The organism is Methylocaldum sp. GT1BB (assembly GCF_051027545.1).
Taxonomy (GTDB): domain Bacteria; phylum Pseudomonadota; class Gammaproteobacteria; order Methylococcales; family Methylococcaceae; genus Methylocaldum.
This window is the reverse complement of the sequence record NZ_CP194902.1, coordinates 4,092,328-4,118,396: the sequence shown is the minus strand read 5'-3', so window position 1 is coordinate 4,118,396 and position 26,069 is coordinate 4,092,328. Positions and strand designations below refer to the sequence as shown.

At 58.3% G+C, this 26,069-nt stretch carries 28 protein-coding genes and 1 pseudogene; 9 read left to right on the top strand and 20 right to left on the bottom strand.

Features of this window, described 5'->3' with window-relative positions; genetic code table 11:
• Positions 1–195 precede the first annotated feature (195 nt).
• The 9 genes and pseudogenes from ACR2TX_RS19670 to ACR2TX_RS19630 all read right to left on the bottom strand — a co-directional run bounded on the left by ACR2TX_RS19670 (position 196) and on the right by ACR2TX_RS19630 (position 8,528).
• Positions 196–1,101: a SphA family protein gene (locus ACR2TX_RS19670; protein WP_168183701.1), complete on the bottom strand. Its 906-nt coding sequence runs from the start codon at positions 1,099–1,101 to the stop codon at positions 196–198.
• Positions 1,102–1,353: 252 nt separating this feature from the next.
• The gene (locus ACR2TX_RS19665; RefSeq protein WP_086132987.1) at positions 1,354–2,271 is read right to left on the bottom strand and encodes an alpha/beta fold hydrolase; all 918 of its coding nucleotides are present in this window, start codon (positions 2,269–2,271) and stop codon (positions 1,354–1,356) included.
• 140 nt (positions 2,272–2,411) lie between these two features.
• Positions 2,412–3,187: pseudogene (locus ACR2TX_RS19660) on the bottom strand (IS5 family transposase).
• 140 nt (positions 3,188–3,327) lie between these two features.
• Positions 3,328–3,594: a hypothetical protein gene (locus ACR2TX_RS19655; protein WP_139840980.1), complete on the bottom strand. Its 267-nt coding sequence runs from the start codon at positions 3,592–3,594 to the stop codon at positions 3,328–3,330.
• 166 nt (positions 3,595–3,760) lie between these two features.
• Positions 3,761–4,264, bottom strand: a complete 504-nt coding sequence (locus ACR2TX_RS19650) for a hypothetical protein (protein ID WP_086132985.1) — start codon at positions 4,262–4,264, stop codon at positions 3,761–3,763.
• Positions 4,265–4,405: 141 nt separating this feature from the next.
• Complete coding sequence (locus ACR2TX_RS19645) at positions 4,406–5,410, bottom strand: Lnb N-terminal periplasmic domain-containing protein (protein ID WP_434130567.1); 1,005 nt, start codon at positions 5,408–5,410, stop codon at positions 4,406–4,408.
• Positions 5,407–7,359 (bottom strand): esterase/lipase family protein, encoded by a 1,953-nt coding sequence (locus tag ACR2TX_RS19640; protein ID WP_434130566.1) that lies wholly within the window; start codon positions 7,357–7,359, stop codon positions 5,407–5,409. Before ACR2TX_RS19640 ends, ACR2TX_RS19645 begins: the two co-directional genes overlap by 4 nt.
• A 4-nt stretch (positions 7,360–7,363) precedes the next feature.
• A complete protein-coding gene (locus ACR2TX_RS19635; RefSeq protein WP_168183700.1) occupies positions 7,364–7,675 on the bottom strand; it encodes a hypothetical protein in 312 nt (103 codons plus the stop codon).
• Positions 7,676–7,679: 4 nt separating this feature from the next.
• Positions 7,680–8,528, bottom strand: a complete 849-nt coding sequence (locus tag ACR2TX_RS19630; protein ID WP_434130565.1) for a patatin-like phospholipase family protein — start codon at positions 8,526–8,528, stop codon at positions 7,680–7,682.
• A gap of 950 nt (positions 8,529–9,478) precedes the next feature.
• Between ACR2TX_RS19630 and ACR2TX_RS19625 the strand changes: the two genes are divergently transcribed.
• A complete protein-coding gene (locus ACR2TX_RS19625; protein WP_434130564.1) occupies positions 9,479–9,832 on the top strand; it encodes a TRL domain-containing protein in 354 nt (117 codons plus the stop codon).
• A gap of 69 nt (positions 9,833–9,901) precedes the next feature.
• Here the strand turns inward: ACR2TX_RS19625 and ACR2TX_RS19620 are convergent, their stop codons facing one another.
• The 6 genes from ACR2TX_RS19620 to ACR2TX_RS19595 all read right to left on the bottom strand — a co-directional run bounded on the left by ACR2TX_RS19620 (position 9,902) and on the right by ACR2TX_RS19595 (position 14,870).
• Entirely contained in the window at positions 9,902–10,966 is a 1,065-nt protein-coding gene (locus ACR2TX_RS19620) for a toll/interleukin-1 receptor domain-containing protein (protein ID WP_133718975.1), read from the bottom strand.
• Positions 10,967–11,120: 154 nt separating this feature from the next.
• The gene (locus ACR2TX_RS19615) at positions 11,121–11,480 is read right to left on the bottom strand and encodes a hypothetical protein (protein WP_434130563.1); all 360 of its coding nucleotides are present in this window, start codon (positions 11,478–11,480) and stop codon (positions 11,121–11,123) included.
• Between the two features lie 318 nt (positions 11,481–11,798).
• Positions 11,799–12,116, bottom strand: a complete 318-nt coding sequence (locus tag ACR2TX_RS19610) for a hypothetical protein (RefSeq protein ID WP_133718977.1) — start codon at positions 12,114–12,116, stop codon at positions 11,799–11,801.
• A gap of 250 nt (positions 12,117–12,366) precedes the next feature.
• Complete coding sequence (locus ACR2TX_RS19605; RefSeq protein ID WP_077731351.1) at positions 12,367–13,785, bottom strand: PhoH family protein; 1,419 nt, start codon at positions 13,783–13,785, stop codon at positions 12,367–12,369.
• A gap of 46 nt (positions 13,786–13,831) precedes the next feature.
• Positions 13,832–14,308, bottom strand: coding sequence for a peroxiredoxin (locus ACR2TX_RS19600; protein WP_347257945.1), 477 nt, complete (start codon positions 14,306–14,308; stop codon positions 13,832–13,834).
• A gap of 13 nt (positions 14,309–14,321) precedes the next feature.
• Entirely contained in the window at positions 14,322–14,870 is a 549-nt protein-coding gene (locus ACR2TX_RS19595) for a glycine cleavage system protein R (protein WP_240502577.1), read from the bottom strand.
• Positions 14,871–15,028: 158 nt separating this feature from the next.
• Between ACR2TX_RS19595 and dapA the strand changes: the two genes are divergently transcribed.
• The 4 genes from dapA to ACR2TX_RS19575 all read left to right on the top strand — a co-directional run bounded on the left by dapA (position 15,029) and on the right by ACR2TX_RS19575 (position 21,050).
• On the top strand, positions 15,029–15,904 hold the full coding sequence (gene dapA, locus ACR2TX_RS19590) for a 4-hydroxy-tetrahydrodipicolinate synthase (RefSeq protein ID WP_434130562.1): 876 nt from the start codon (positions 15,029–15,031) through the stop codon (positions 15,902–15,904).
• 13 nt (positions 15,905–15,917) lie between these two features.
• On the top strand, positions 15,918–16,592 hold the full coding sequence (gene bamC, locus ACR2TX_RS19585) for an outer membrane protein assembly factor BamC (RefSeq protein WP_434130561.1): 675 nt from the start codon (positions 15,918–15,920) through the stop codon (positions 16,590–16,592).
• 63 nt (positions 16,593–16,655) lie between these two features.
• Entirely contained in the window at positions 16,656–20,534 is a 3,879-nt protein-coding gene (gene purL, locus ACR2TX_RS19580; RefSeq protein ID WP_434130560.1) for a phosphoribosylformylglycinamidine synthase, read from the top strand.
• A 75-nt stretch (positions 20,535–20,609) separates the two neighbouring features.
• Complete coding sequence (locus ACR2TX_RS19575) at positions 20,610–21,050, top strand: Hsp20/alpha crystallin family protein (protein WP_086134600.1); 441 nt, start codon at positions 20,610–20,612, stop codon at positions 21,048–21,050.
• 226 nt (positions 21,051–21,276) lie between these two features.
• Here ACR2TX_RS19575 and ACR2TX_RS19570 read toward each other — a convergent pair whose 3' ends face one another.
• From ACR2TX_RS19570 to ACR2TX_RS19550, 5 genes are all read right to left on the bottom strand, one after another.
• Entirely contained in the window at positions 21,277–21,702 is a 426-nt protein-coding gene (locus ACR2TX_RS19570) for a hypothetical protein (protein WP_077731345.1), read from the bottom strand.
• Positions 21,699–21,854, bottom strand: a complete 156-nt coding sequence (locus ACR2TX_RS19565) for a hypothetical protein (RefSeq protein WP_156881766.1) — start codon at positions 21,852–21,854, stop codon at positions 21,699–21,701. The genes ACR2TX_RS19570 and ACR2TX_RS19565 overlap by 4 nt, the downstream gene beginning before the upstream one ends.
• Positions 21,855–21,937: 83 nt before the next feature.
• The gene (locus tag ACR2TX_RS19560; protein WP_077731344.1) at positions 21,938–22,189 is read right to left on the bottom strand and encodes a hypothetical protein; all 252 of its coding nucleotides are present in this window, start codon (positions 22,187–22,189) and stop codon (positions 21,938–21,940) included.
• Positions 22,190–22,273: 84 nt separating this feature from the next.
• Complete coding sequence (locus ACR2TX_RS19555) at positions 22,274–22,570, bottom strand: hypothetical protein (protein ID WP_434130559.1); 297 nt, start codon at positions 22,568–22,570, stop codon at positions 22,274–22,276.
• Between the two features lie 268 nt (positions 22,571–22,838).
• A complete protein-coding gene (locus tag ACR2TX_RS19550; RefSeq protein ID WP_434130558.1) occupies positions 22,839–24,188 on the bottom strand; it encodes a GH1 family beta-glucosidase in 1,350 nt (449 codons plus the stop codon).
• Between the two features lie 255 nt (positions 24,189–24,443).
• Here ACR2TX_RS19550 and ACR2TX_RS19545 point away from each other — a divergent pair, with 255 nt between their 5' ends.
• The 4 genes from ACR2TX_RS19545 to ACR2TX_RS19530 are packed head-to-tail and all read left to right on the top strand — an operon-like array spanning position 24,444 to position 26,069.
• Complete coding sequence (locus tag ACR2TX_RS19545) at positions 24,444–24,842, top strand: F0F1 ATP synthase subunit epsilon (protein WP_077731342.1); 399 nt, start codon at positions 24,444–24,446, stop codon at positions 24,840–24,842.
• Between the two features lies 1 nt (position 24,843).
• Positions 24,844–25,116 (top strand): AtpZ/AtpI family protein, encoded by a 273-nt coding sequence (locus ACR2TX_RS19540; protein WP_077731341.1) that lies wholly within the window; start codon positions 24,844–24,846, stop codon positions 25,114–25,116.
• 2 nt (positions 25,117–25,118) lie between these two features.
• The gene (locus tag ACR2TX_RS19535) at positions 25,119–25,799 is read left to right on the top strand and encodes a F0F1 ATP synthase subunit A (RefSeq protein WP_077731340.1); all 681 of its coding nucleotides are present in this window, start codon (positions 25,119–25,121) and stop codon (positions 25,797–25,799) included.
• Between the two features lie 3 nt (positions 25,800–25,802).
• Positions 25,803–26,069 (top strand): F0F1 ATP synthase subunit C, encoded by a 267-nt coding sequence (locus ACR2TX_RS19530; RefSeq protein ID WP_077731339.1) that lies wholly within the window; start codon positions 25,803–25,805, stop codon positions 26,067–26,069.

Here is a 26,069-nt window from a genome sequence, read left to right as displayed (position 1 = left end):
GCACCCGAGCCTAAGGCGGCAACGACTTCCGCCAAGCCCGTTTTGCGGTACGAGCGAGATGAAAACGCTCTAATGCCCACTCGCACATCCATCGTTTGAAGCTGGTCCTTACATCCGAATCGAAATCGCTCTTGGCATCCAACGTGCCGGTCCGGATCGGTTTCGGGTACTTGTTCCCATGCTGCGCTGATCGTGTCACGGCGGACGCCAGGCGAGGAACGATAGACCCACCACCAGAACCTGTCCCTCGGGTCGCGACTTGGCACCGAAATCCCATTCATACCGTGCTGTAAGCCGCGCCCGAAGCGCCGGTATCGTGATACCGATTTCGGGGCCGAGGCCAAAAACGCGCTCGCGTGCACCGCGGAGTGCCAGCGGAAGATCAGACCCGCGATCATCGGCGACCTGCCAGAGACCATAGCCCACGATGCCGGCATCCAAAACTTGAAACCATCTCCCTCCAAGTCCCCCCTGTATTTGCACGGTATCGCCTCGGGTGACGTCGATTCCGATCTTCTGGTGATAGAGGTTGTAACTCGCGAGGACGGACAGTCTAAAAGCTCGCTCGTCATCGAAAAAAAGCGTTCCGCCCAACGAGAATTGCTGTGACCATTGTGACCGTCCGAGCCCTTTGCGGTCGGCCTGACCGGTTGGCGCATAGAAACTGTAGGACGCCACGGTGTCCAGGTGTGGCAGACGCCATCCGAGCTTCAGCGGCTCGACGAAAATGTCCCCGAGACCAAACCGATCAATGTCGGCGGATGGTACATCGGCTTTCGTCGATACCCATGCGACCGGAACCGCGAGCGCTGCGCTCAGGTATGGTGCTCCTTCGGGCTTGAGTGTCGCGGAGACGCCCAACACATTCGCGTGAGCATCTATATCGAGGCCTTTCACCGGAACCAGACCACCTCGTCGATTTCTCAGCTGATCGGCGGAGAAATAAATGAACCGGTCCCCCACGTACACGCCTTCATCGGGCTGAGTACCGGCGTCAAGCCCCACTGCCCCGAGGATCTTATGGCCTAGGTCCCCGTCGGCCATGGCGGTGGCCGAACGCAGGAGCAGGGCTGCCGTCATCCAACACAGGATAATTCTCATGCCGCATCCACTTATGGGAGCCGCAAACAATGTATTTTCCGACAACGCCATGCCAATCAAATAGCCTTCCGCATCACGCCTGGCTACGACTTAAGGAATCTCTGAATAAGTCCTTCGACAGGCTCAGGACGAACGGTAACGTATTGATTCCGTTCGTGGTGAGCCCTTCGGCTCGGCTCAGGACCGGCTTGTCGAACGCTCTCCTGAGCCTGTCGAAGGGGCATGAACGGAGTCCGCTTGTTCAGAACTTCCTTAAGGCGAATTGAATTCCGAGTTCGCCAAAATTCGATTGAGCAGTTTCGATGTTCGGGGGCTTTTGAGGATGTTCACATGTGATTCCGAAACTCCGTAGCAATGCACTGCTTCCTCTTGAGCTTCCCAGCGCAACTGGCTGCTCAGGCTGATCGCACCATCGTCGGATTCCGTAGGCAGAAATCCGAAAATAAGGTGGTAAGCCGAGTCGACGGGAAGCATACGGCGTTCGGATTTCTCATTCACGTTCCGATAGAAAAGCCGGGTCAAGAATTCACTCCCCGGTGCCATGTCGTACCAAACACTAATGGGCCTAGGTGCATAATCCACTCCCCACCAGGCGGCAGGGTGGCCGTCCCACGGGGAAGCGATGGAAACAAATACCGAAACGAGATGATCCCATCGGGTCTCGGCATGCTGCAGGATGAAACTCCTTGCCACCAGTCCTCCCATGCTGTGTGCCACGACGAACAGCTTGCGAACGGGATGGCGGGCCTTCAGCCGTCGCACCATCTGGTCGAGATAGAAGCCGACTGTGTCGAGGCGGGCGCCGGACGGGTAGTAAAAAACCCAGGGTTGGTACCGATTGTGATCCATGTGCTCGATCAGATAAGCAAAGTCCACGGGCGTGCCGTTGATGCCGTGCACGAACAGAACCGGTGTCTTTTCGGGGCGGTAGGCTCCCAGAAAATAGAGACCCGGTTTCGCTTCCCACAGGAAATCGAGCGGGTGCCACAGGCCTTTTTTGGCGTTCCCCCGTGAGAATCTGGGGTCACCGAGGCTGGTTACCTGCCCAAACGTAATGGCGCGGCCCAACTCCGCGTTCAGCCGGTCGCCAGCACAGCCTGCCAGCGCGACCGTAACTACAACAAACAGGGCGCACCTGGCCCCATGCCAAGACGAAACTCGGTCCATCATCGCTCCTCCCTGCGATCTTCTCGTCCTTGAGATCCTTCACCTGCTGGTTGAACACCTACACCGCCTCCTGCGGCAGCCCTTCACACCCTCCCACCTCCGGAGCTCGAGGTAGCCGCGTTCCCATTACGGCTTCTAAGAGCCTATCCCAGTAGACCCGTTGCCCGCCAAGTAATGATGCCGCAGGCCAAGTGCAGCATGGCAAGATAGGTGTCGGTTCGTTTTTCCCAGCGGATCAAAATCCGGCGGAATCGGTTGAGCCAGCTGTGGGTCCGTTCGACCACCCAGCGCCGCGCCTTGAAACCGGCTTCCTTCTTGATCGCTTCGGCCTCCTCACCGCGCGCTCGAATGTGAGCGGTAAACTGAAAGGCCTTGGCCAAGTCCCTCACCTCGTCATAGTCATAGCCTTTGTCCAGGCACAAGCCTTGCGGCTGCTCCGGCGTGGGTACAGGGCGCGGGACGCCGATGGCCGCCAAGGTGGACCGCGCCAGCTTCAGGTCGTGCCGATTGGCGCCGGCAATCACCACACTCAGCGGCAGGCCCGCGCCATCGGTTAACAGGCTTCGCTTCGCACCTTGTTTGCCCCGGTCGGTCGGATTCGGTCCCGTTTTTTTGAACCCGCCAACGGCGCTTTCGTCATGGCCCCATCCATGGCCAACCACGACCAGTCCAAGCCCTTCAACGCATCATAAGTCAGCAGTCCTTCGCGCCAGAACGCCTGGAACACCCCGGCTTCGGTCCACTCGACAAAGCGGCGATGGGCCGAACTGCTGGAGCAAATCCCGGTGGCGTTCAGCGCATTCCACTGACACCCGGTCCGGAGCACAAACAAGATCGCATTCATCGCCTGTCGGTCCGGCACCCGCGGGTTATGGCACCCGAGCGGATGCGGTTTACGCGGCGGCAAGAGCGGTTCCATCCGTTCCCACAGCTCATCCGGAATGCGCCAGCCATCATCTTTCGTCACCAGTCCCATAAGAGCCCCTCTTGACTCGAAATTTCGGCATTAGAGGTCGCTCATCACGCTTTTGTTCCTACTGGGATAGGCTCTAAGTACATTCAGGGAAGTCTTGCGGCATAGGCAACCTGCAGGACAACCCCGCCAATCAAGCCAATCTGTCGAGATTCCGCAAATATTTGCGGAATGTACTTAGACGGAGAGGCCGGCTCCTTCTGAACTGCTTTTGACGCCGAACCGTGCGTCGAATCACTGATCGAGCGTAGCAGATCGCAATCGAAACCGGTCAAGCCGATGCCGAACGCCTCGGAAAACGGCTGGGCGGCAGTGTAGTCCATACGAAATTCGTCTTCGCTCATACCTTTCATGGAGCGCATCCAACCTGTCCTAAGCCTCTTGAGCATTTTCCGGTTCGGCGTGGCGCTTCCAAGGGTTGTAGTGCGGCAAACCTTTGCCGACCAAGCCCCTCGTAGACCCGGTAGGTCGGCAAAGGATTGCCGATCTACCGGGCGCTACGCCGCGGCGGAAAATGCGCTAGCGCTCTTTCGGCATCAAGGGGATTGAGGAACCGACAACCACGTCCCCGGCTCCCTGCAAGACGCTTTCCACTTGTAGAAACCGTGCTCCGACAGCCTTCGATGTCGCTTTTGCGATTTTGCCGTAGTACTTATCGAGCAGCGCAATCCGCGCTTTGCGAAAATCGAGGGAACGCTTGACGAGTTCGTCGGCCTTTGACTCGCTCATGTTTTCAAAGGTATCCGCATAATCCTTGATCACGGCTAAGCGTTTGTCGTTCAGCTTCATCAAGTCGGCTTCGTATTGGTGGTACAGGCTCCAAAACTTCTTGCCTTGTTCTTCGCTCAGATTCATCGACTGCTTGACGAAATCCCGCCTGTCTATGCGGGTACTGGCGCGAAACAGGGCGAGTGCGTCTTGCCCGGTAGCTTCGGCGGGGGCTGTTTCGGCTTGTGCCCCGTGACTGATCAGCAAGCTGACCGCTGCGACCGCGAATGCGAGGGACAACAGTTTGGTTTTCATGCGTTACTCCTATCCTTGGGTGGTTGTGAAATTTTCATTGCATAGAGAAGCGGAAGCGTATCGGTTCATCGCGACGATAGATCCCGGCGCCTTCGCCGCTGCGTTCATCCTCACTCCCGCATTCTGAAGCAAGTTTCCTTGTTACGGAAAGCCCGCCCTGATCCGCCGGGAAAAGTCCGGCGCCTGGTCCGCCGCCCGCGCCGCTGCATTGATATGCGAGCGCCGCTTGAGTTCCTCGAAGGGCAGGCTCCGGTCGAGGCGTCCCCTCTCGTAGGCGTACTCCGGGGCATACCCGCTCAGCAGCACCTTCCATGAATACGGGAGGTGGCCGGGATTCACGGCCGCATGGGTGAGAATCAGGGTGGTGCAGTTGGTCGTGAGCGTGTTGTAGAAGCGGGGATGTTCACGCAGTTCGTTGATGTCGCGCATATAGTCGAGGAAGACGCGGCGGCCGTTCTCGATCGGCGCGATCACCCGGAACAGATAAACGTCTTCCGGCGGATCCTTCCGGTAGTTCGTCCGCACCCGGATGGCGTCGCGCTCGTCGGCGACGACGTACACCAGTTCGTACTGCCGGAAGAGGCCGGGGAGCGTCGCATAGGGCCTGGTGCGATCCTTCCGTACCTCGATGGAGATGGCCAGGTGATCGTCCCCGAAGCCGAAGGTGACGAACAAATGGGCGATGGCCGGCCCCATCCAGTAGGAGGCGACGAGATCGACCCGGTCCAGGCGCCGAAGGTCGAAGCTGCGGTCGTAGTAGGCGGGCGTGAAATCGGTCTCCGTGCGGTAGTCGAAATTGCGGATGTTATGGACGGTCACACGGTCGCCGTCGAGGGTGGCATAGGGAAGCACGGCCACCTCCGGCTGCCAGTCGCGGTCGTTGGAGGGCGTCGCGCCGCCCCAGACGACCAGGACCGGCACGAGGGCCATGGCGAAACCTACTCCCGCGAGCCGGCGAGTCCGCCGGACGAACAGGGCGATCAAGGCCGCCAGCCCGACGGCGGCAAAGCTCCAGGCTGCCGCCGTGCGGACCCCGGCCGATCCCGCCCCCAGGTAATAAAGGACCAGCGCTCCCCAGGCGGTAGCGCCGGCCATCACGAGGCCGGCCAGGACCAGGCCAACGATCGCGCCGATCAGGCGCCTCATGGGCGGCGCCCCTCGAATGCCGCCGCGTGCTCGAGCAGGATGCGCCGGATGTCCTCGATGACCTCGGGCTTTCCCTGGCAGGAGTGGTCCGATCGGACCACCTTTTCCGTAACCGCCTCGTCGATGTGGGCGCTCCGGTAGGCCACCACGCCATCGTCTCCCGCCTCCTTGGGGCCGTCGCCCTTGACGCAGATGATGGAATGGGCGGGAATCCGGGGGTCGACCCGGATGGTTTGCAGGACTTGGAGGCCGGGGTTCTCCGGATTCATGTTGTCGACGGCCGTCGGGGGCCGGCGAAGCAGCGCGATCAGCTTTTCATCCCCGGTCAAAGTGGCGGCTTGCGCGACCTGGCTGAATACGCCCACCGGCAAGGTCACGAGCCAGGCCGCGATGGCGCCGATCCGGCCGGAGGCCAGCAGCGCGCCGTGGTGGGGGGTCGCTACGAATACCACCCGCCCGACGAAGGGCAGGGGCGTGTAGAACGCCGTCTGCCGGAGGAGTTCGCGGGTCTTGGGGTCGACCTGGATGGAATCGAAAGGCTTGCTGCTGACGCGATCCCAGAATCGGCTGCCGCTGTCGATCGCGGCGAGCTTGGTCAGAAGCCCCCCCTGGCTGTGCCCGATCACCACCATGTCGCGCAGGGCCGGGTCCTTGCCCTCGGGATCGAATTCCTTCACCGCGGCCGTCAGTGCCGCCCGCAGTTGACCCGCCGAGTAGGCGATGGGGTTGCCGGTATCGTAGAGAAACAGCCAGATATGGAACCGCTCACGGATGCGCGGATCGCCCTGGAGTTCGTTGAACAGTTCGGCCCAGCGCGCGGGGCTGGAGGCCGTCCCGTGCACTAGCACCACCGGAATCTTCCCGGACCGGTAAGGTTGCATCATGGCCAGGCCATCCTGGGCGCGGTCGCGCGGCATCAGGCCCCGGAAGGCACCGCCCCGGAGAAATCCCTGGATCTCCGCGGCGTAGATCGGGCTGCCTTCGAGCTGGTAGGCAAGTGCCGCCGTCGGGTCGGATTCGAGGGGCTGGTCCCGCCCGTTCACCTGCACCGTCGAAGTCTGATCGGCGGCGTACACCTCGATCCGCCCCCGGATCCGCCCCTCGCCCAGGCTGGCACGGGCATGCTCGAAACGCAGCAGCGCGGTGACCGGGACCTTGGTACGGGGGCCAAGGCGTTCCGAGCCGACCACCTTCGCCGATGCCTGTCTCTCCGCAAGGCTCGCCGCCAGGGGCGCGCCGAGGCCGGGGGTGCGGTAGCGGTTCCGGAGGCCCCGAACTTCCAGGGTGGTCGTCGGGATGAATCGGTCAAGCCGGTAGCCTCCCCACGTCAGCCCGGTTTCGTCCAGGCTTACCGCCAAGGTTCCGAAGGGAAGCTTGTACACACCGGGCGTCAGCCGCACCTCGTTCTTGTCCACGCCCTTGCCGTGGGCGGCCAAGCCTTTGGCGACCGCCTGGTTATACAGATCGTACGCCAGCCGGAAGCGGGGGTCCCACGGCTGGAGAGGCGTGCCGGCGGCGTCGTCCGGGAACAGCAGCGCCCAGGCGTACACGGCCGAAGCCAGGAAGTAGGCGCGGTCGTTCGTGCGGTCGGCATGGAGAAAGGACAGCTCCGCCAGCGCGAACAGGCGGTCGTCGTCCCCCGACGGGTTTAGCCCGCGATGGAGTTCGGCGAGCACCGCCGCCGGTTCCGCGCCGAACCGATCCAGGAGCCCTAAGCGCCTGAGCACCATTTTCGAGGGCTCCGACGGCTGCTCCGCCGAGAGCGCGCTCTCGGTATGAATGCGATAGGCGGTCTGGATGTCCACGTGCCTCACGCCGACCGGCGTCGCGCATCCGGAAAGGACCAATGCGAGGCCGGCGAGCCTCAAAATCCATGGCACGGTCGGTACGAGCCATCGCTGCTTTGCTGAATGCTTCGAAGCCTTCATACGACCCCCTTGTCGTTTCACCCGATCAGATCCAGCCCTGTTCCTGGAATTTCACCCGCAGTTTCTCGGCGATTTCCTGGGCAGTCCGCTGGGCGGCGCCTTCGATCGTCTCCAAGCCTTTCTCCTCTCCCCTGAGTTTCGACGCGCCGCCGACGATAAGGCTGATGGGGTTTCCGGTCGCGGCGAGGGTTGCGACGCCCACCAGCATGCCTGGCGTTTTGCTACCCCCGGATTCGAGTTGGCCCGATCCAAGTCGGCGCAGACCCTGCCTGGTCATCAGATAGCCTTCTACCACCGTCCTCAGCTCGGCGGCCCCGGAGCCGAAACCGACCAGCACACGCTCACCGGCGCTGCCCGGGTCGATGGAGACGGAATAGGCCCTGATTACCAGGTCGCCGACCCGCGGCCCGCACTGCCGGAAGCCCCATGTCCCGGATCTCCGCGACCAACTCCTTCGCGACATGAGCACCCAGCTGGCGACCGGTCTCGATCTGCTCCGCCGTTTGCGGCGTCGGGTGTTCGGCAGATCGGCCCGCGAGAGCGGACCCGGCCGGAACATCGGCGGAGGTCGCGGCAAAGTCATGGACGATGATGCGGTCGGGGCGGGCGACCCTTTCGCCCGTGTACGGCTGGCGCGTGGTGACGTCGCTGGACGCGCATCCGGACAAAATGGCCAGGGCATCTTCGAAGATCGCCGCCAGAAAATAGCGTGCCTCCAGAATACCCTTGGGCGCGGACTGGGCGTAGACCTCCCTTAGGGCCGAATCGTACTTCGGTCCCAGAAATGCGAACGGCGCGATCAAGGCGCCGGTGCTGATGCCGGTGACGCCTTTGAATACGGGTCGGGTCCCCCCCGCGGTCCAGCCGCACAAGAGCCCGGCGCCGAAGGCCCCATTATCGCCCCCTCCCGAAAGGGCCAGGAAGTTGGCCGGGGGAAGCGTGTCCGCCTGGTTCTGTCGGGTAAGGTAGGCGCGCTCCCGGTAGAAGGTTTCCATCGCATCTTGGGCAAATTCCGGCATCTCGGTGCGAACCACGTAACGGATTCCGGGCAAACCGACGACTTGGGCTTTTTCTGACCAGGCTTGCGGGGCTGCGGGTCGCCGCGTGGGCAGCGAACAGGCGGAAAGGCAGACAATGGCGGCGAGCAGGAGCAAGCCGAACGAGTGGTCGTGCGAAATTATTCCATTCATGGGCCCACTCCGGGAGAGCAGCGATGACCAGCCGCATCGTTATTTATCACGGGAAAACCCCCGGCTCTGCCGCAATGCCATTAAGTTAAGCCGTCATTCCGGCAGGGATTGCTCACCCCATCCCTGGGGTTCGTCCTTCGGACCGTGCTGCGCACGTCCAAATTTGCTCCGGGCAAATTTGTGCCGGACAAACCGGCAGGGCGAGGCGCAATGCGGCGAGCGGGCAGGCCAGGGAAGGACTGCCCAGGACTCGCGAGCGAAGCGGGACGGCGTAGCGTGGCGAGGCCGATTTGCACGCGAAGCGCCCGTAGGGTGCCGCACAGGGAGTGTGCGGCATGAATCCAGTTCACAGGGATTGTGAACGGTCGAAACCATCCGTGGTCACTGGACCCCGGCACTCCAATCGCAAACGGGCCTTTAGTCGGCCCCTTCCCTGTCGGGGTGACGACATGGCTTTTGCCCGATGGCGGTCAGGCCCCTTTGAGGGGCCAGCCGTCGAAAGCCACCGGCTTTGCCGGTGGATCGTTTCTTAAACATCTGAAAACGTCCGACCATGGAGTTCTGCCGCGGAAACCGCGGATTGTCTCGATCTCGCGGATCCGCGACGGAGCCGGAGAGCGTCGGGTCGTGCCGCAAAGTGGGTCATTCAACGCAACGCCGAATCGACCGGAAATTGGTAAATCTACGTATGCCGCAGGGCGGGAGCATGGGCTCGAAGGCACCGGTTTCCCATGAACCAAGCCTAAGCGCGGAACATTCTCCCTTGCGCAAGATCGAAAATTGCATTGAGACCTCAATCCGATCACTCCGGTGCGCAGGCCCTGTTGTAATCGACGTCGAAGCTGCCAAGGCTTCGGCAGTGATTGAGGCCTCACGGCATTGGGAGTTGTTGCCTCGATTGATAAGGTAAGCTTCCTGGGACGCCTCAAACTCTAATGACGGAGGGAATTATGAAGTCAACACGGAATGTTGTAGGAATCGGGTTCTCGTCTATCGCCATGCTTTTTTTGGCCGGATGCGTATCCGGCCCCAACATGACCTGGTTGCCGGCAGGCGCCATCTCCACCGATATGATTCTCCCCGTTCAAGTCGCCGCCGGCTCGGAAGGCGCTAGGGGACCGGGTCTGAAGCAGGGCACGGCGAGCTGTAAGGCGGTGCTGTTCATCGCGGGTTGGGGGGATTGCAGTGTTCAAGCGGCGGCGGCCGCTGGCGGCATAACCAATATCAGGACTGTCGACTGGCGGTACGAGAGCTATGTCGCGCCTATTTTTTATCGATACACGCTGATCGTGTCCGGAGACTGACCGATTTCGCGACGGGCGGATCGGGTTATGGGAAGACCGTGCGAGGTTCGTGCGCGTAAGGTGGTCATCTCAGGCGAAAAACTGGCGGATCATGTCGCGAATGCGCTGTTGTTCCGGAGATAGCAGTTCCGGGGCGCTATCCTGGAGCCAGCTCAAATATTGTTGAATGACATGTCCGGCTGCCGCGTGATCGGAACTCTGGGTCAAGGTCAGAAAGAGATTCCAGGCCGCGGCCGTCGTGTCGGGGTGCCGATCGCCCAATACGTACCGGCGGACGTCCAATACCTGCTGATGCAGCACTTTCGCCTCGTCGAGATTGCCTAGCGCCCAGAACATCTCCGCCAGGTTGCACAGGGCGGTTAAGGTGTCCGGATGTTCTTTTCCTAGCGTCCGGCAGCATGCGTCGAGCGCCATTTCCTGCAATATTCGAGCTTTGATAAAGTCGCCTGCGAGCCAGAGCGATTCGGCCTCTCGCTGTAGTGTCATTACGTTCTTGAGATCGTCGGACTTCGGAGCCCTGTTTAGGAACGTTTGTACACTGGGTTCGCCGATACGGTTTCCCTGGAATGTACCGAATAAGAGTGGCGGGATGCTGGCACGGACGGCCTTCGCGATCGGCTCGGTTGCGCGCGCAGCCGAATCGTGTTCACCCGGGGAAGGTGGGGGCGAAGCATCGCTATTCTGTTGCGATGCCGCTATTCCCGTCGCCGTGGTGATCAGGCGTGCCAGCTCGATGAGCTGCGATTCGTTTTCCGTTCCCGTCCAATGGAACGGATTATATATGGCGAATTCACGTGATGTAGGTGTGCCGCCATACAGGATGGGAATAAGCGTTTTGCCGCTGTTCAGCGATAGCTCGTGCAGAAGGAGGTCGGAATAGGGAATGTCGGTGTCTGAGGAAGAGGCGGCTTTGGCTTTGTTGCTCCCGTCACCAGTGATCAAGAACAGAATCACCCGGGATTGACGGATATAATCCTTTAGCTGCTCGATACGAGAGCTTTCCGGGCGAGCGTCCCAGTGTTCGACGACGATTCGTTCCGGATGAAAATAGCGGCGCAGGTACCGATAAAGGGCCAATGCCGGAGTGGCTGCGGAGACGTGGTCGTAGCAGATAAAGATATCGCAATGAGGCACAGCCTACTCCGCCTGATTAGTGGATCGGCCTATGCTTACGGTGCTTTCCTCGCAGAAGCTTCCCGGTGCCGATGCTCGCATCCGTGGGCCATCCCTGACCCTCGATATCCTAGTGAGATTAGAGGCGCAAACAACTCGCGCGTCTGTGAAATATTCACATTCCGGAGCTGGCGTCTTTTGACAAACGGCCTACGGCCGTTTGCGCTTCGGTTTTTGCTTGCAGTACCGCATTTTCGATCAGCAGTCGGGCAGTCGCCGCGCTCAAACCATTTCGAGTTCCGGCGGTTTCAAGCCCCGATTCATGCCAGGCCATTTCTTCGACCGCCAGTTGTCGTGCCCCGCTCCAAGCCGCATGCGCCATGAGCGGAGACAGCCTGCCGTCCGGATCGAACCGCTTTATCACATAGTCTGCGATTGAATCCGGGGTGGCCGTGTCCCCGAATGAACAAATCCCATCCCAAATCAGAGCTCGCACGACGGAGCTCATCTCTTTTTCGTCATATTGTGTCGTCATTCTCGTTATCTCAGATGTCAACGCTGCCCGCCCTGCAGCCGAGGCAGAAACGCATTCATGTTTCGCTTCGAGTCGATGAGCGTGATGCTTCGCTCGGACGGCTCCGCTAAATGCCAAGAAGTCCGGGCGAGCCTTCAAGCAGAAGGCGGTTTGATGGATTTAGCCTGGGAAATAGACCGCATTCGAGGGCTGACCGTCAAGTCGAGTCAGCGGTGTTTGAGCAGTGTCTGAAGCGCCGGTGCTCAAACCGGCCCCATCGCGGGTCGGCGATTCCAACACTAAAACATAGACTTATCGGCAACAACGCGCATCGGCGCGTCAGGTTCGATTCGGTTCTTCGCCAAAGATCAGGGAAAGTCGGCGGAGGGGCGGCGGTGCGTGGGGTTCCGCAGAATAGGCTTTTATCAAGACGCGAACATGGGGCAGAGACTCGGGCGTGAAATAGACGAAGTAAGCCGTTTCATCATCGGACTCGGTTCCATACATGGCCATTCCCTTTGGCCCGTTCCGGGCAATGTAGATGCGCCGGAACGTGCCCCGGATGACGGCTACTTCTCCGCCTTCGTATTCGTCGCGTGTCAGCCGGATGCGATACCAGGTTTCAGATTCCCGCCCGGCTGGGGTTTTTTCGTCCAAGGATCTTTACTCTATCCGTAATGTCCTTTTATTAGACCTTGCCTGGTCCGCCGGATTCTCATGCGTCGTAGCGAGTTGTCGCCGGCCCTATCTATCTCTTATAGGACTTACGCAAAACGGCTTTTGGTACCCTCTCCCTCAGGGAGAGGGTTAGGGTGAGGGGATTAAAAAATAAGGAATTCTCTCTTCTAGATCCCCTCATCCCAACCTTCTCCCGGAGGGAGAAGGGGCAAAATGCGTAAGTCCTGTCTTATAGAGTATCCGCGGCAAAATCCGCCAGGCGGGAGCGCTCGCCCCGCTTCAAGGTGATGTGGGCCGCATGGGGCCAGTCCTTGAACCGATCGACCACGTAGGTAAGCCCCGACGTCGTGCCGGTCAGGTAAGGGGTATCGATCTGGGCGATGTTGCCGAGACAGACGATCTTGCTGCCGGGACCGGCCCGGGTAATCAGCGTCTTCATCTGCTTCGACGTCAGGTTTTGCGCCTCGTCGAGAATGATGAAGCGATTCAGGAAAGTGCGTCCGCGCATGAAGTTGAGAGAACGCATCTTGACGCGGTTCAACAGCAAGGTGTTGGTGGCCTGCCGCTCCCAAGTGGAGCCGTTTTCATGGCTGCTCAACAACTCCAGATTATCGAGCAGCGCACCCATCCAGGGCGTCATCTTTTCCTCCTCGGTGCCGGGCAGAAATCCGATGTCTTCGCCCAAAGGGATCGTTTCCCGTGTCATCACGATTTCTCGGTAGATTTTCTGCTCGAGCGTCATGGCAAGACCAGCCGCCAGAGTCAGCAATGTCTTGCCGGTTCCGGCGGTGCCCAGCAGGGTGACGAAGTCGATCTCCGGATCAAGCAGCACATTGAAGGCAAAATTCTGCTCCCGGTTGCGCGCCTGAATGCCCCACACCGCGTGCTGCGGGGTTCGGTAGTCGCGGGCCAGTTCGATGATGGCACTGCCGCTCTCCTTGCTGCGGACGATGGCTTCGAAATTCGATTCGTCGGGAAGGTAAAGAAACTGATTGGGATACCAGTCTTTCAACGATGGACCGGAGACGCGGTAAAAGGTACGGCCCTGTTGGTCCTGCCAGGAGTCCATCTTGCTGCCGTGGGTTTCCCAGAAATCGAGCGGGAGCTCGAACGCTCCGCTGTATAGCAGATTGATGTCGTCCAGTACCTGATCGCTGTGGTAGTCCTCGGCCCGTATTCCGAGCACCGAGGCCTTGATCCGCATATTGATGTCTTTCGACACCAGCACCACCTGGGTTTCCGGTTGTTCTTCCGACAAGGCCAGCATGGTGGCGAGTATGGAATTGTCCGGCAAATCGCCGGGCAGGCTTTCCGGAAGCACCGAGTCCATGCGCCGAACCTGAAAAAACAAGCGTCCGCTGCATTTTTCGTCGATTCGGGACGCGTATTGCAGTTGATTTAGAGGAATACCGTTGCTGATCGCATGGATATCGGCGTGTTGGATCAATTCGTCCAGAAAGCGGCTGGCCTGACGGGCATTGCGGGCGACGTCCGACAGGCCCTTTTTCGAATGGTCCAATTCTTCCAGCACGATCATGGGGATGTATATGTCGTGCTCCTGAAAGCGGAACAGCGAGGCCGGATCGTGCATCAGCACGTTGGTATCGAGTATGAAAAGCTTGCGCTCTGGGGTTTGATCTTGGGTCATATTGTATTGCGGTTGGAATACGGGGATCGCGGACTGAAAGGGCGCGTTAGCGGCCGATCAATTCCCGGATTTTTCCCAGAACCTCTGTTGCATGGCCTTTGACGCTGACTTTCCGCCATTCGGCGGCAATCGCGCCGGCCGGGTCGACGAGAAAGGTGCTGCGCTCGATGCCTCGGACCTGCTTGCCGTACATGTTTTTCATCTTGATGACGTCATACAGCTTACAGATCGTTTCGTCCTGGTCGGAAATCAGTTCGAACGGAAATTCGAACTTGCATTTGAAGTTTTCGTGGGACTTTACTGTGTCGCGCGAGATGCCCAGAATCTCGGCGTTCAAATCCTGAAATTCGGCGTACAGATCGCGAAAATCTTGTCCTTCCTGCGTACAGCCGGGCGTGTTGTCTTTGGGATAGAAGTAAAGGACGACGTACTTATCTCGATAATCCTGAAGCGTGATGGTCTTGCCCGAAGTGCCCGGAGCCGAAAAATTCGGCGCGGCATGGCCCGGAGAGGTTGTGGTCATGATGATTCCGATTTTAGCGTTTTACGGGTTCGAGTATGGCATCCAGGTTCTGCTGATCGCAGAAGTCCAGGAATTCGTCGCGCAGCGAGACGATGCGCATTCCGGTCGGGATTTTGACGACCATATGCGCGAGAAACAATGGGGTACCGCTGAAGGGAGCCGGATAGCGGCTGGTGCTGAGATCCAGAATTTTGATGTTGCGGCTGGCAAGAAACACGCTGAGCTCGTGAATGCTGTTGATTTGATCGGTGGCGAAGATGTCGATCGCATAGGGCAGGGTATTGTCTTCTCTATCTTCCGGCTCACGTCCGCGCAGCGTGTTGATCTTCATCGCAAAGCGGTTGGCCAGATTTTCGAATGCGCTTTCCAGCCGCACGATATGATTCCAATTGCCTTCGACCAATAAATGGCCGGCGAATTCATGCCCCAGCTCGGTCATGCGGCTTTCGAGAATCGTGCATTTGCAGTCCTTGATGGCGCGGGTGATTTCCACGATCAGATCCGGGCGATCTTCGCCAAGGACGGTGATGACGAGCTGCATAGACGTGTTGTTTCTCTTCATGAAAAAATGCGAAAAGTGTATCACTTTCATCCAGTTGGTGCCGCAGCCGGCGGAGCTTCGATTCCCGCCGGGTTTCCCGCGGTTACACGGCTTACGCGGTTGTCAGATGCCGGCGGCGCACGGTAACATGTTCTTTTTATTGAACCGAGTTAAGTTGCATGATTCAAGGTAGCATCGTCGCGTTGGTGACCCCGATGAAACGGGACGGCACACTGGACGACGAAAGTTTGGGCCGTTTGATCGAATTTCATATCGAACAGGGAACCGATGCCATCGTTGCCGTGGGAACCACCGGAGAATCGGCGACTCTCGATGAGGCGGAGCACTGCCGCGTTATTCAATTTGTAGTGGACCGGGTCGGCGGCAGGATTCCCGTAATTGCCGGCACCGGCGCCAATTCCACCACCGAAGCGATCAACCTGACGGCGCGAGCCAAGGACGCGGGGGCGGATGCCTGTCTGTTGGTGACGCCTTATTACAATAAGCCCACGCAGGAAGGACTTTATCTTCACTATAAAGCCGTTGCCGAGGCGGTGGACATCCCTCAGATTCTTTATAACGTTCCCGGCCGAACCGCGTGCGACATGCTGCCTGCAACGGTCGCGCGTCTTGCCCAAATTCCCAATATTGTCGGCATCAAAGAGGCCACTGGCAATTTGGATCGGGAGAGAGAGATTATGCGCTTGTGCGGTCCGGATTTCCTCCTTTATTCGGGCGATGATGCAACCGCGTGCGAGTTCTGTCTCCTCGGAGGAAAAGGGGTGATTTCGGTAACGGCCAACGTGGCGCCCAAGCTGATGCACGAGATGTGCGCCGCGGCGATCGCCGGCGATGCGGAGACCGCCCGCGCCATCGATGCCAAGCTGGCCGCTCTCCATCGCGATTTGTTCATCGAATCGAATCCCATCCCGGCCAAATGGGCGGTGCACGAACTGGGACTTATCGACGCAGGCATTCGCCTGCCGCTGACTTGGCTGTCGGAAAGCTGCCGTGAGCCGGTGCGCAGCGCGATGCGCCAAGCCGGTGTGATCTAACGTTTAATGCAACATGAATCGATTCGTTCCCAGAGCGGTTATTTTGGCCTCAAGCGTTTTCGTCTTGAGCGGTTGCAGTTTCGTTGCCGGGCTGTTTCCCGATAAGCAGAAACAATATAAGTACAGCTCAGAGATTCCCGCCTTGGAAATCCCGCCGGATTTGCAGGCATCGACCATCGAAGGGGGCGACGAGCGACCCGCGACGGGTGAAAACAGGGATCGCTCGGATCGGTACAGTCCGGCCGCGGAGACACAAACCAAGGCCGACGATCAGCCGAGTGGATCACAGGCCACGTTAGCGCAAAATTCCGAAGACATTCCGCTGATCGAGCTCGAAGCGCCCTATGCCGAGGCCTGGAACGATGTGGGCAAGGCGCTTGGCCGGCTCAGGCTGGAAGTCAGCGATCAAAACCGGTCGGACGGAATCTATTATGTCTATTTCAGCGGTGACGATAAGCCTTACGAAGACCGCGGGTTCCTGGGCGACATCGGTTCCTTCTTCACGGGTTCCGAAACGCCCGCGAAGGAATATCGCATCAAGTTGGAGGATAGGCGGGACGTAGTCGTGATCTATGTTCTCGACCAAGAAGGCAAGCCTCAGAGCGAAGGGCCGGGATTCGAGCTGCTCAAGCGGTTGCACCAAACCCTGCAGTCGCTCGGAGAACCCCAGGAACCGGAAAAGGAATAACTTTTCCGCGTTGTTTCCAACAAGCGATAGGTGTTATCGCTGACCATAGTTAAAAGTCAGACCATGTTTGCCAAGTTTCCCGGCCCTCCCGCCCTCTCAGCATTTCGCTTGCAAAAGCTGTTGACCGATCTTCAGAGCGTCGAGCCGTCCATTATCGAAGTCTCGGCCGCTTACGTGCATTTTGCCGAGATCAAGCGCGCGTTGAATGGGTTGGAGAAACGTACCCTGGAAAGCGTATTGGCTTACGGGCCGGCGCACGATTCACGCAGCGCCGCGGGCGACTATTTTTTGGTGGTGCCGCGACTCGGCACGATCTCCCCTTGGTCCAGCAAGGCGACCGATATCGTGCGGCGTAGCAATCTGGCCGCCGTTCTGCGTGTGGAAAGGGGAATCGAATACCGCATCCGCAGCGCCAACGAAATTAAGCTCTCCAATCGAGATGCCATAAAGGCTTTGATCCATGACCGGATGACCCAAACGGTGCTCACGCGGGGACAGGAGGAACTGCTGTTCCAACACCATGCTCCGGCGCCGATGGAATATATTCCTTTGCTCGAAGAGGGGAAATGGGCGCTGATCAAGGCAAACCGCAGGCTTGGGTTGGCTTTGTCCGAGGATGAATTGGATTATTTGGTCGAAAGCTTCACGGCGCTTCGACGGAATCCGTCCGACGTCGAACTGATGATGTTTGCCCAGGCCAACTCCGAACATTGCCGGCACAAAATTTTCAACGCCAACTGGCGCATCGACGGCGAGACTCGAAGCGAAACCCTGTTCGGCATGATCAGAAACACGACCGAGCAGTCTCCGGAAGGAGTTCTATCCGCATACCGGGATAATGCCGCCGTCGTTCGGGGCAGCACCGCGAACGTGTTTCTGCGCGACACGGAAACGCTGGAATACAGTTATCGAGAGGAACCGGTACATATTCTGATGAAGGTGGAGACCCATAATCATCCGACCGCCGTTTCTCCTCATCCCGGTGCCGCGACCGGTTCCGGAGGTGAAATTCGCGATGAGGCGGCTACCGGACGGGGGTCGCAAACCAAAGCCGGACTCACCGGCTTTTCCGTATCCCACCTTCGCATCCCGGGATTCGAGCAGCCGTGGGAACGGGATCACGGCAAGCCGGACCGGATCGCCTCCGCCCTCGAAATCATGCTGCAAGGACCGATCGGCGGGGCGGCGTTCAACAATGAATTCGGCCGCCCTAACTTGTGCGGCTATTTCCGCACATTCGAACAGCCGGCTCCGGACGGTTCAGGGCTGCATGGCTATCACAAGCCGATCATGATCGCCGGCGGAATGGGAAATATCCGGCCGCAGCATCTCGCCAAGGAAACGATCCCGCCCGGCGCGCCCATCGTGGTACTCGGCGGCCCCGCCATGCTCATCGGTCTTGGCGGTGGAGCCGCATCTTCCGTGGCATCGGGGGAGAGCGCCGAGGATTTGGACTTCGCGTCCGTCCAGCGGGAAAACCCCGAGATGCAGCGGCGCTGCCAGGAAGTGATCAACCGCTGCACCGCGTTGGGCGAGGACAACCCAATCTTGTCCATCCACGATGTCGGCGCCGGCGGGTTGTCGAATGCAGTGCCCGAGATCATTCACGACTCGGGTCGGGGCGGGCGTTTCGAACTGCGGAACATACTCATCGACGAGCCGGGCATGTCACCGATGCAGATTTGGTGCAACGAATCGCAGGAACGATACGTGCTCGCGCTCAAACCGGAGGCAGTGGACCGATTTCGGGCCTTCTGCGAGCGCGAGCGCTGTCCCTATGCCGTGATCGGCTACGCGACGGAAGAAGAGCGCCTGGTCCTCAGCGACAGTCAATTCGGTACCCACCCGATCGATATTCCCATGGCGCTGCTATTCGGCAAGCCGCCGAAGATGCGGCGCGATGTCACGAGAAATCGTGGCGCGCAATCTCCCATTTGCCGTGATGGCATAGCAATCCGCGAGGCGGCTCGGCGAGTATTGAATTTTCCTGCCGTAGCGGATAAGCGTTTTTTGATCACGATCGGGGATCGTTCGGTCGGTGGTTTGGTGGCGCGCGATCAAATGGTCGGACCATGGCAGGTACCGGTCGCGGACGTAGCGGTGACGGTCTCGGGTTTTCGGGCGTATACCGGCGAAGCGATGGCCATGGGGGAGCGTACGCCCTTGGCGGTCATCGATGCCCCGGCATCCGGCCGCATGGCTGTCGGAGAGGCTTTGACCAATATCGCAGCCGCCAGTATCGGCTCCTTAAGCCAGGTGAAGCTTTCCGCCAACTGGATGGCGGCAGCCGGCGCGTCCGGTGAAGACGCCAAGCTGTTCGATACGGTAAAAGCTGTTGGTCTGGACCTGTGTCCCGCCCTGGGCATCGCCATTCCGGTTGGGAAAGATTCGCTGTCCATGAAAACGGTATGGCGGCAGAACGAACGCGATGTCGTCATGACGTCGCCGCTGTCGCTGATCATTTCAGCATTCGCGCCGGTCATTGACGTTCGCCGCACCTTGACGCCGGAGCTACGGCTCGACTGCGGTCCGACGCGCCTGATTCTGATCGATCTCGGCCAGGGCAGGAATCGATTGGGCGGTTCTGCCCTGGCTCAAGTCTACGGACAAATGGGGGGCGAATCCCCGGATCTCGACGATCCGGCGTTGTTCAAATCCTTTTTCGCCGCAATCCAATCCTTGAACGAGGACGGCCGGTTGCTGGCTTATCATGACCGGTCCGACGGCGGGTTGTTCGCGACGCTCTCCGAAATGGCTTTCGCGGCACGTTGCGGCCTCGAAATCGACATTTCCGCTCTTGGCGAAGACGCGGTTGCTGCGCTGTTTTGCGAAGAATTGGGGGCCGTGGTGCAGGTTCGCGAGACAGACTTGAGCGCGGTCACGGAGCTGCTCGATCGGTCGGGGCTCCACGGGATCAGCCATGTTATCGGCATGCCCAATACCGACAAGCAAATCGCGTTCTGGCGGGGCGATGAGATCTTGCTGTCGCAGTCCCGCGCCGAACTGCAGCGGACTTGGGCGGAAACCAGCTATCGCATGCAGGCCTTGCGCGATAATCCGGACTGCGCACGGCAGGAATTCGAAGCCATCGTGGACGAGAACGACCCCGGCCTTAGCGCCGAGCTGAGCTTCGATCCCGACGGCGATGTCGCTGCGCCTTTTATTGCTAAAGGTCGTCCGCGCGTGGCGATACTCCGGGAACAGGGCGTGAATGGCCATGTGGAGATGGCGGCGGCGTTCGACCGCGCCGGCTTCACGGCGGTAGATGTGCATATGAGCGATATCCTGTCGGGACACGCGAGCCTTCGCGATTTCGTCGGTTTGGCCGCTTGCGGTGGATTTTCTTATGGCGACGTCTTGGGCGCCGGGGGCGGTTGGGCGAAATCGATATTGCTCAATAGCCGTGGCCGCGACGAATTCCAGGCGTTCTTCGAACGGCAGGATACATTCGGTCTGGGCGTTTGCAACGGCTGCCAGATGATGTCACATCTCGCTGGGTTGATTCGCGGCGCCGTGCACTGGCCACGCTTCGTCCGCAACGAGTCGGAGCAATTCGAAGCGCGCGTCGCATTGGTGGAAGTCCAGCGGTCGCCGTCCATCTTGTTTGCCGGCATGGAAGGATCGCGCATCCCGGTTGTCGTCTCGCACGGCGAAGGGCGGGCCGAATTTCACGACGATACGCGCAAGGCGCTCAGCCTCGGCGTAGTCTCGCTCTGTTACACGGATACTTACGGAAAAATTACCGAGGCATTTCCACATAATCCGAACGGCTCGCCGCTGGGGATTACCGGTTTGACTACCCTTGACGGTCGCTTCACCATCATGATGCCGCATCCGGAACGGTGCTTCCGTACCGTGCAGAATTCCTGGCATCCGAGGACATGGGGCGAGTACGGTCCGTGGATGCGTCTGTTTCGAAATGCAAGGGTCTGGGTCGGCTGATTCGCGAGTACTTGAAAAACCAGGTCTCACCTCCATATTGGGTTTAGAGCAGAAACTCTTCCAACAAAGGAGATCATCACGATGACTCGATATGAGCCCTGGAGTCTTTTGAATCAGCTCCAAAGAGAGTTGGAGCGTTCATTCGAAGGCGCCCGCCCCGGTACCGACACCGCGGCCACCGCGGAATGGACTCCCGCCGTGGACATCAAAGAGGAGCCGGACCGCTATATCCTCTGGGCCGATCTTCCCGGCGTAAGCTCGGACAGCATCGATATCATGATGGAGAACGGCATACTGACGCTGAAAGGCGAGCGGCAAACCGAGGCTACAGTCCGCCGCGAAGGGCTGAAACGCGTCGAGCGGGTTTATGGGTCTTTTCATCGCCGCTTCTCGCTGCCGGATACGGCCGATGCAGAAGGCATCACGGCGCGCTGCAAAAACGGTGTACTGGAAATTTCCATACCGAAGAAAGCCGCCATACAGCCGAAGAAGATCAACGTGGTCGGCGAGAGTTAAAGAGTTAAGAAGAGGAGGGCAGCGCGGTTTCCGTTTTAGAGAAAAATCGTCGCCAAGCCATCCTCGCTTTCCGCAATTCGCGCTGGAGATGAGAGCCGAGCCTCACCGTATCCGTTCGGTTCTCGAAATGATGAACCTGACGGGGACGAGTTCCCGTCAGGTGTTCCCGAGTCCTTCGTCGAGCGTCACGCAGCCTGTGTCGCTAATCATCAAATGACTCCCGATCCTATTGGGGATTTTTCGAGGCTCTTTGCCGGCTCCTCTGCGGTTTCGCTTGTGCCTTCTGCGAATCGCTCCCTCTTTGTGTAGTCCGTCTTGCCGGACTTCTCGGTTTTTCTTTTGTGGTTGCCGATGCTGCTGCAATGTTTTCGGCAACGGCCGCTCCGGTAGTTGGGACGTGCTTTTCGGTTAAATCCAAACTGCTCTCAGGCCGATCCGCGACGCGAGACAAGCGTTCGCCAAGTGCAAAAATAAAATAAACCAGTATCGAGAGTAGCAAGAGCGACAGCAGAACGGGAGGCTCGACTAGGAGAAGAAAGGCAAACGTAACGATAAAGAGACTGGTTTGGATAGGATGATCCAATATGATGGCGAGCGATTTCTGCCAGTCAATGATGCGGGTTCCAGACTCAGGTTCCTTTACGGTATTCATGTCCGCACTCCGTTGACTGAGTTAGCGGCACTGGCACCAGCGAACATGATTTCGGCGTAGCGGTGGTACGGCTCCATCATCGAGCCGTTACAAGCGGTCTTGTTGTCGCCGCACGATAGTGCGACGACCAAGCAATCGGTGATTTTTCCCATCGTCTTCTCCTCTTCAGTGAAAGAAGAACTTATTGAAGTAAGGTTAGGGTTGTTGCTCTAACTGGTGGAGCCCCAACTTTCGGTCAAGGCTGTTTTTCAGCGCTGGAGCCGGATACGAACGATTTTGCGCTGAAGAACATTGCCAGATAAACCAAGCCTGCGAGCAGCAAGAATCGGAGCAGCAGGGGCTCTCGTCCGAAGCTCAACAAAGCAAAATCCGTCACGAACAGGCTGGTCAGCAGCGGATAATTCAAAAAAACCTCTCCGTTCAGACGCTCGAAAATCGTCTTCAGGCTGACGCCTGACTTCGACCTAGGGGACGACAAATCGGACATATGTTTCTCCCGAAAATTAGCGATCCAAATACGGTTTGCATCGGGACCAACGGTGCATTCCAAAGTACTCGAATGTTATCGAGCCTACTTCTTGACGAATTCAGGGTTCTGATAAATGACCGTTGGAGTGAAGCTGGAACCCGGATACTTGGGATCTGCGTGGGTATCGGAGTGGCTATCGGCGGAAGAGTGTGAGTCTGTTTGGGCGATCAATTGGTGATCCTGATAAATCACCGAGGGTTTGAAGTGGTGCGCAGGATAACGAGAGTCCTCGTCGGAGAGGGCGCAGGGCGCCACGGTTATGAGTAGACTCGTACTCAAAACTAAGGTGCTGATTTTTCGCATGTGCAGTTCCTCCTCGAAATTTTTCTTATGTGTCAAAACTGAATGTTACCCTCAGCCGAGGGTAGTACTTCGGTTTTTGCATGGCCGCGCATTATAGCAACCAGGTGAATAGTGTGTTGCGCGCAATTGAAGATTATCTTGTAAGCACCGAATGATAACAACGTTGTTTTTAGATCGAATTACGATGCGAAAGTGTTGGTGAGCCGTTTCGATGCCTATTCGCGTCGTAGAGCGCGTTCAACCTTCGCGTCGGCGGCCACGACTGAACCGGACTCATGGTGGACATGTCTTCAAGCGGTCGCGCTCAATCCCAGATCGCTGCCCCGTTGCTCTCTATAACCTGCCGGAAAAACGATGCGCTGGCTTTGGGAGTCCTCTTCTGAGTGCGGTAATCGACATGTACTAAGCCGAACCGCTTGGAAAAACCGCAGGCCCATTCGAAATTGTCGAGCAGAGACCAGGCGAAATAGCCTTTCAAATTAGCGCCCTCCCGAATGGCTTCATGCGCCGCGCGGAGATGGGTCCGAAAATAGTCGATTCGGCGCAGGTCTTCTAGATATCCTTTCGCCGGTGCCGGATCGGCAAAAGCGGCCCCGTTTTCGGTGATATACAGCGGGATATCGCCGTAGCGCCTTGTTACCCAGAGCAGGCAGGATTTCAACCCGGCCGGAAATACCTCCCAATTCATTTCCGTATGTTCGGCGTTCGTTTGCGGTACTGGCGCGGCATAGAAAGGCGGCGAGGACGGGTCGCTGCGGACTACCGACCGGGTGTAGTAATTGATGCCGAGAAAATCGATGGGTTCCCGTATCAGCTTTAGATCGCTTTCAGGAAAACGGGGCCAATCGCGTCCGAATATATCGGAAAGTTCGTCGGGATACGCGCCGAGGAAAACGGGGTCGAGAAATTGCCGGTTCATATAGGCATGGGTTCTCGCCATGGCGGCCGCATCCTCGGGATCGTTCGAGGCGGCATACTTGGGCTCAAGGTTTACCACCAAACCGATTTGGCCTTTGCCGTCTGCGCGAAAGGCTTGTACCGCTTGAGCATGACCGCGCAGCAGATTGTGAGCCGCCAGCGGCGTTTTTTCGAGCGACTTGAGACCCGGCGGATGGACGCCGTGCATGTAACCGGCATCTACGATCACCCAGGGTTCGTTGAGCGTGGTCCAATGCCGAACCCTGTCTTCCAAGGCTTGGAACATCAGATGAGCGTAGTCGGCGAACCAATGAGCCGCGTCCCGGTTGGCCCATCCGCCGAGATCATCCAGCGCCGTCGGGAGGTCCCAGTGATGCAGCGTCACGAACGGCTCGATGCCGTTTGCGATCAGCGCGTCCGCGAGATTACGGTAGAAGTCCAAACCTTTCTCATTCGGTTTTCCGCGTCCGTTCGGCAGTACGCGGCTCCAGGCGATACTGAAGCGGTAAGCCTTGAGGCCCAGTTCCTTCATGAGCTTCACGTCGTCCGCCCAGCGCCGATAGTGGTCGCAAGCGAGGTCGCCGGTGTCCCCGTTGAGAATTGCCCCCGGTACACAGCAAAAACGATGCCAGTTGCTGGGGCCTGCGCCGTCAGCCAAAGGCGAGCCTTCGATCTGATAGGCGGAGGTGGCTGCACCCCAGATAAAATCGGCGGGAAACTGAAGGTTATCCATCATGTCTTCTCAATGAATTAGCGTTTCGGCGGCGGCTTTCTCGTTTTGGTTGCGCTCCATCCTTGAAAATAGCTGTTATTTCCACCCGATTCGCTGCTAGGCCGCCTTATCAAAGGGTCATAGTCTAAGGATTTTACAGAAGATGAGCTTTAAGAAAGCTATGAAACAATCGCGCTCCGCGCTTTTCGCATATTTCGACCATTGTTCAGGAGCGCGTGTTTACAAAGTTTTCGGGAATATCGAAGATACCCCGGTAACATGAGCACCTTTATTCTGAACTTACAGAGTTCCGATCAGTTCGAGCGTATCGAAGACGTGGAAAGCTTCGTCGCAGAGGACGCTACCGGCAGCTTCGGGTTGCGTGCCCATCACGAGCGCTTCATGACCGCCCTTGTGTTCGGTCTCGCCCGCTACCGGTGCGAGGGCGGGCCCTGGCAGTATTTGGCGCTGCCGGGCGCCTTGGCCTACTTCGTCGATAATCAGCTTTTCATCAATACCAGGCGCTACATCCGCGATTCCGATTACAATCGCATCACCGAAGCGCTAACGGAACAACTGTTGAAAGAAGAAGAAACACTTGCGGGCCTTAAACAAAGCCTGCGCCGGTTGGAAGAGGAAATGCTGAAGCGTTTGCTGGAAATCGAGCGGGGGCGATGATATGGATGAGCAGGAAAAATTGCGCCGTTCGATCGAACGGCAGGCGAAGCGTATGGAGCAGGCCGAGCGGGACCGTTCGACGCTATTATCCCAGACGGCCTTTCTCGGCGTGTTGGCACTGCTGCTGGTCATACCCGTAATTTTGGGCGCTTATCTGGGGCGGTGGCTGGATAGCCTATCCAAGGGTTATTCCATTCATTGGACGGTCAGTCTCATCATTATCGGGGTGATTGTCGGCATTTTTAACGTGTATCTGTTCGTACGCGAGCATTGACTGTGGAGCAAGCTGAGCTCATTGCCTTATTGTCGTTCGATGTCGGTCCAGTCCATATCGGGCCGACTGTAATCACCACATGGTTGTTGATGCTTTTTTTGGGCGTTTTTTCCTGGCTTGCCACCCGCAGACTGAGCGTCGATAAGCCGTCCGGGCTGCAAGCGATGCTGGAAGGCGTGATCGGCTTGATGGAGCAGGCTATTCAGGCGGTGACGCCCGCCCACGGAGTGGAACTGCTGCCGTTCATCGGCACGCTCTGGATCTATCTTGTAGTAGCCAACCTTGCCGGTTTAATTCCGGGGCTCGGTTCTCCCACGGCCAACTTGTCCCAGACGGCAGCTCTGGCGTTTTTGGTGTTTTTTTCCGTGCATTGGTACGGGGTGAAAACCAGCGGCTGGAGATATTTGCGTCATTATCTCGCGCCCACGCCGCTAATGTTGCCGTTTCACCTTTTGAGCGAGATTTCCCGAACAATCGCGCTGGCCGTGCGTTTATTCGGCAATATCATGAGTATTGAACTTGCGGTGCTTTTGGTACTGTTGGTGGCCGGTTTCTTGGCGCCCGTACCCTTGCTCTTGTTGCACATCGTGGAAGCACTCGTGCAGGCGTATATTTTCGGAATGCTGGCACTGATTTACATTGCCGGCGCGCTTCAAACACAGCAGCTACAAGAGAAGGAGTAATGCATGAGCGATATGACTTGGTTTGTCGTCTTGTCCACAGTCGGCGCGGCGCTGGCCATTGGTTTGGGCGTAGTGGCTCCGGGTATCGCAATGGGCAAGGCGATTTCCCAAGCGCTCGAGGCACTGGCACGACAGCCGGAGGCGGAGAAAGCGATTACCCGCACGCTATTTATCGGGCTTGCCATGATCGAATCTTTGGCTATCTACGTGCTGGTCGTGGTATTGATCATTTTGTTCCGCAACCCGCTGCTGGAATATTTACTGAGATAA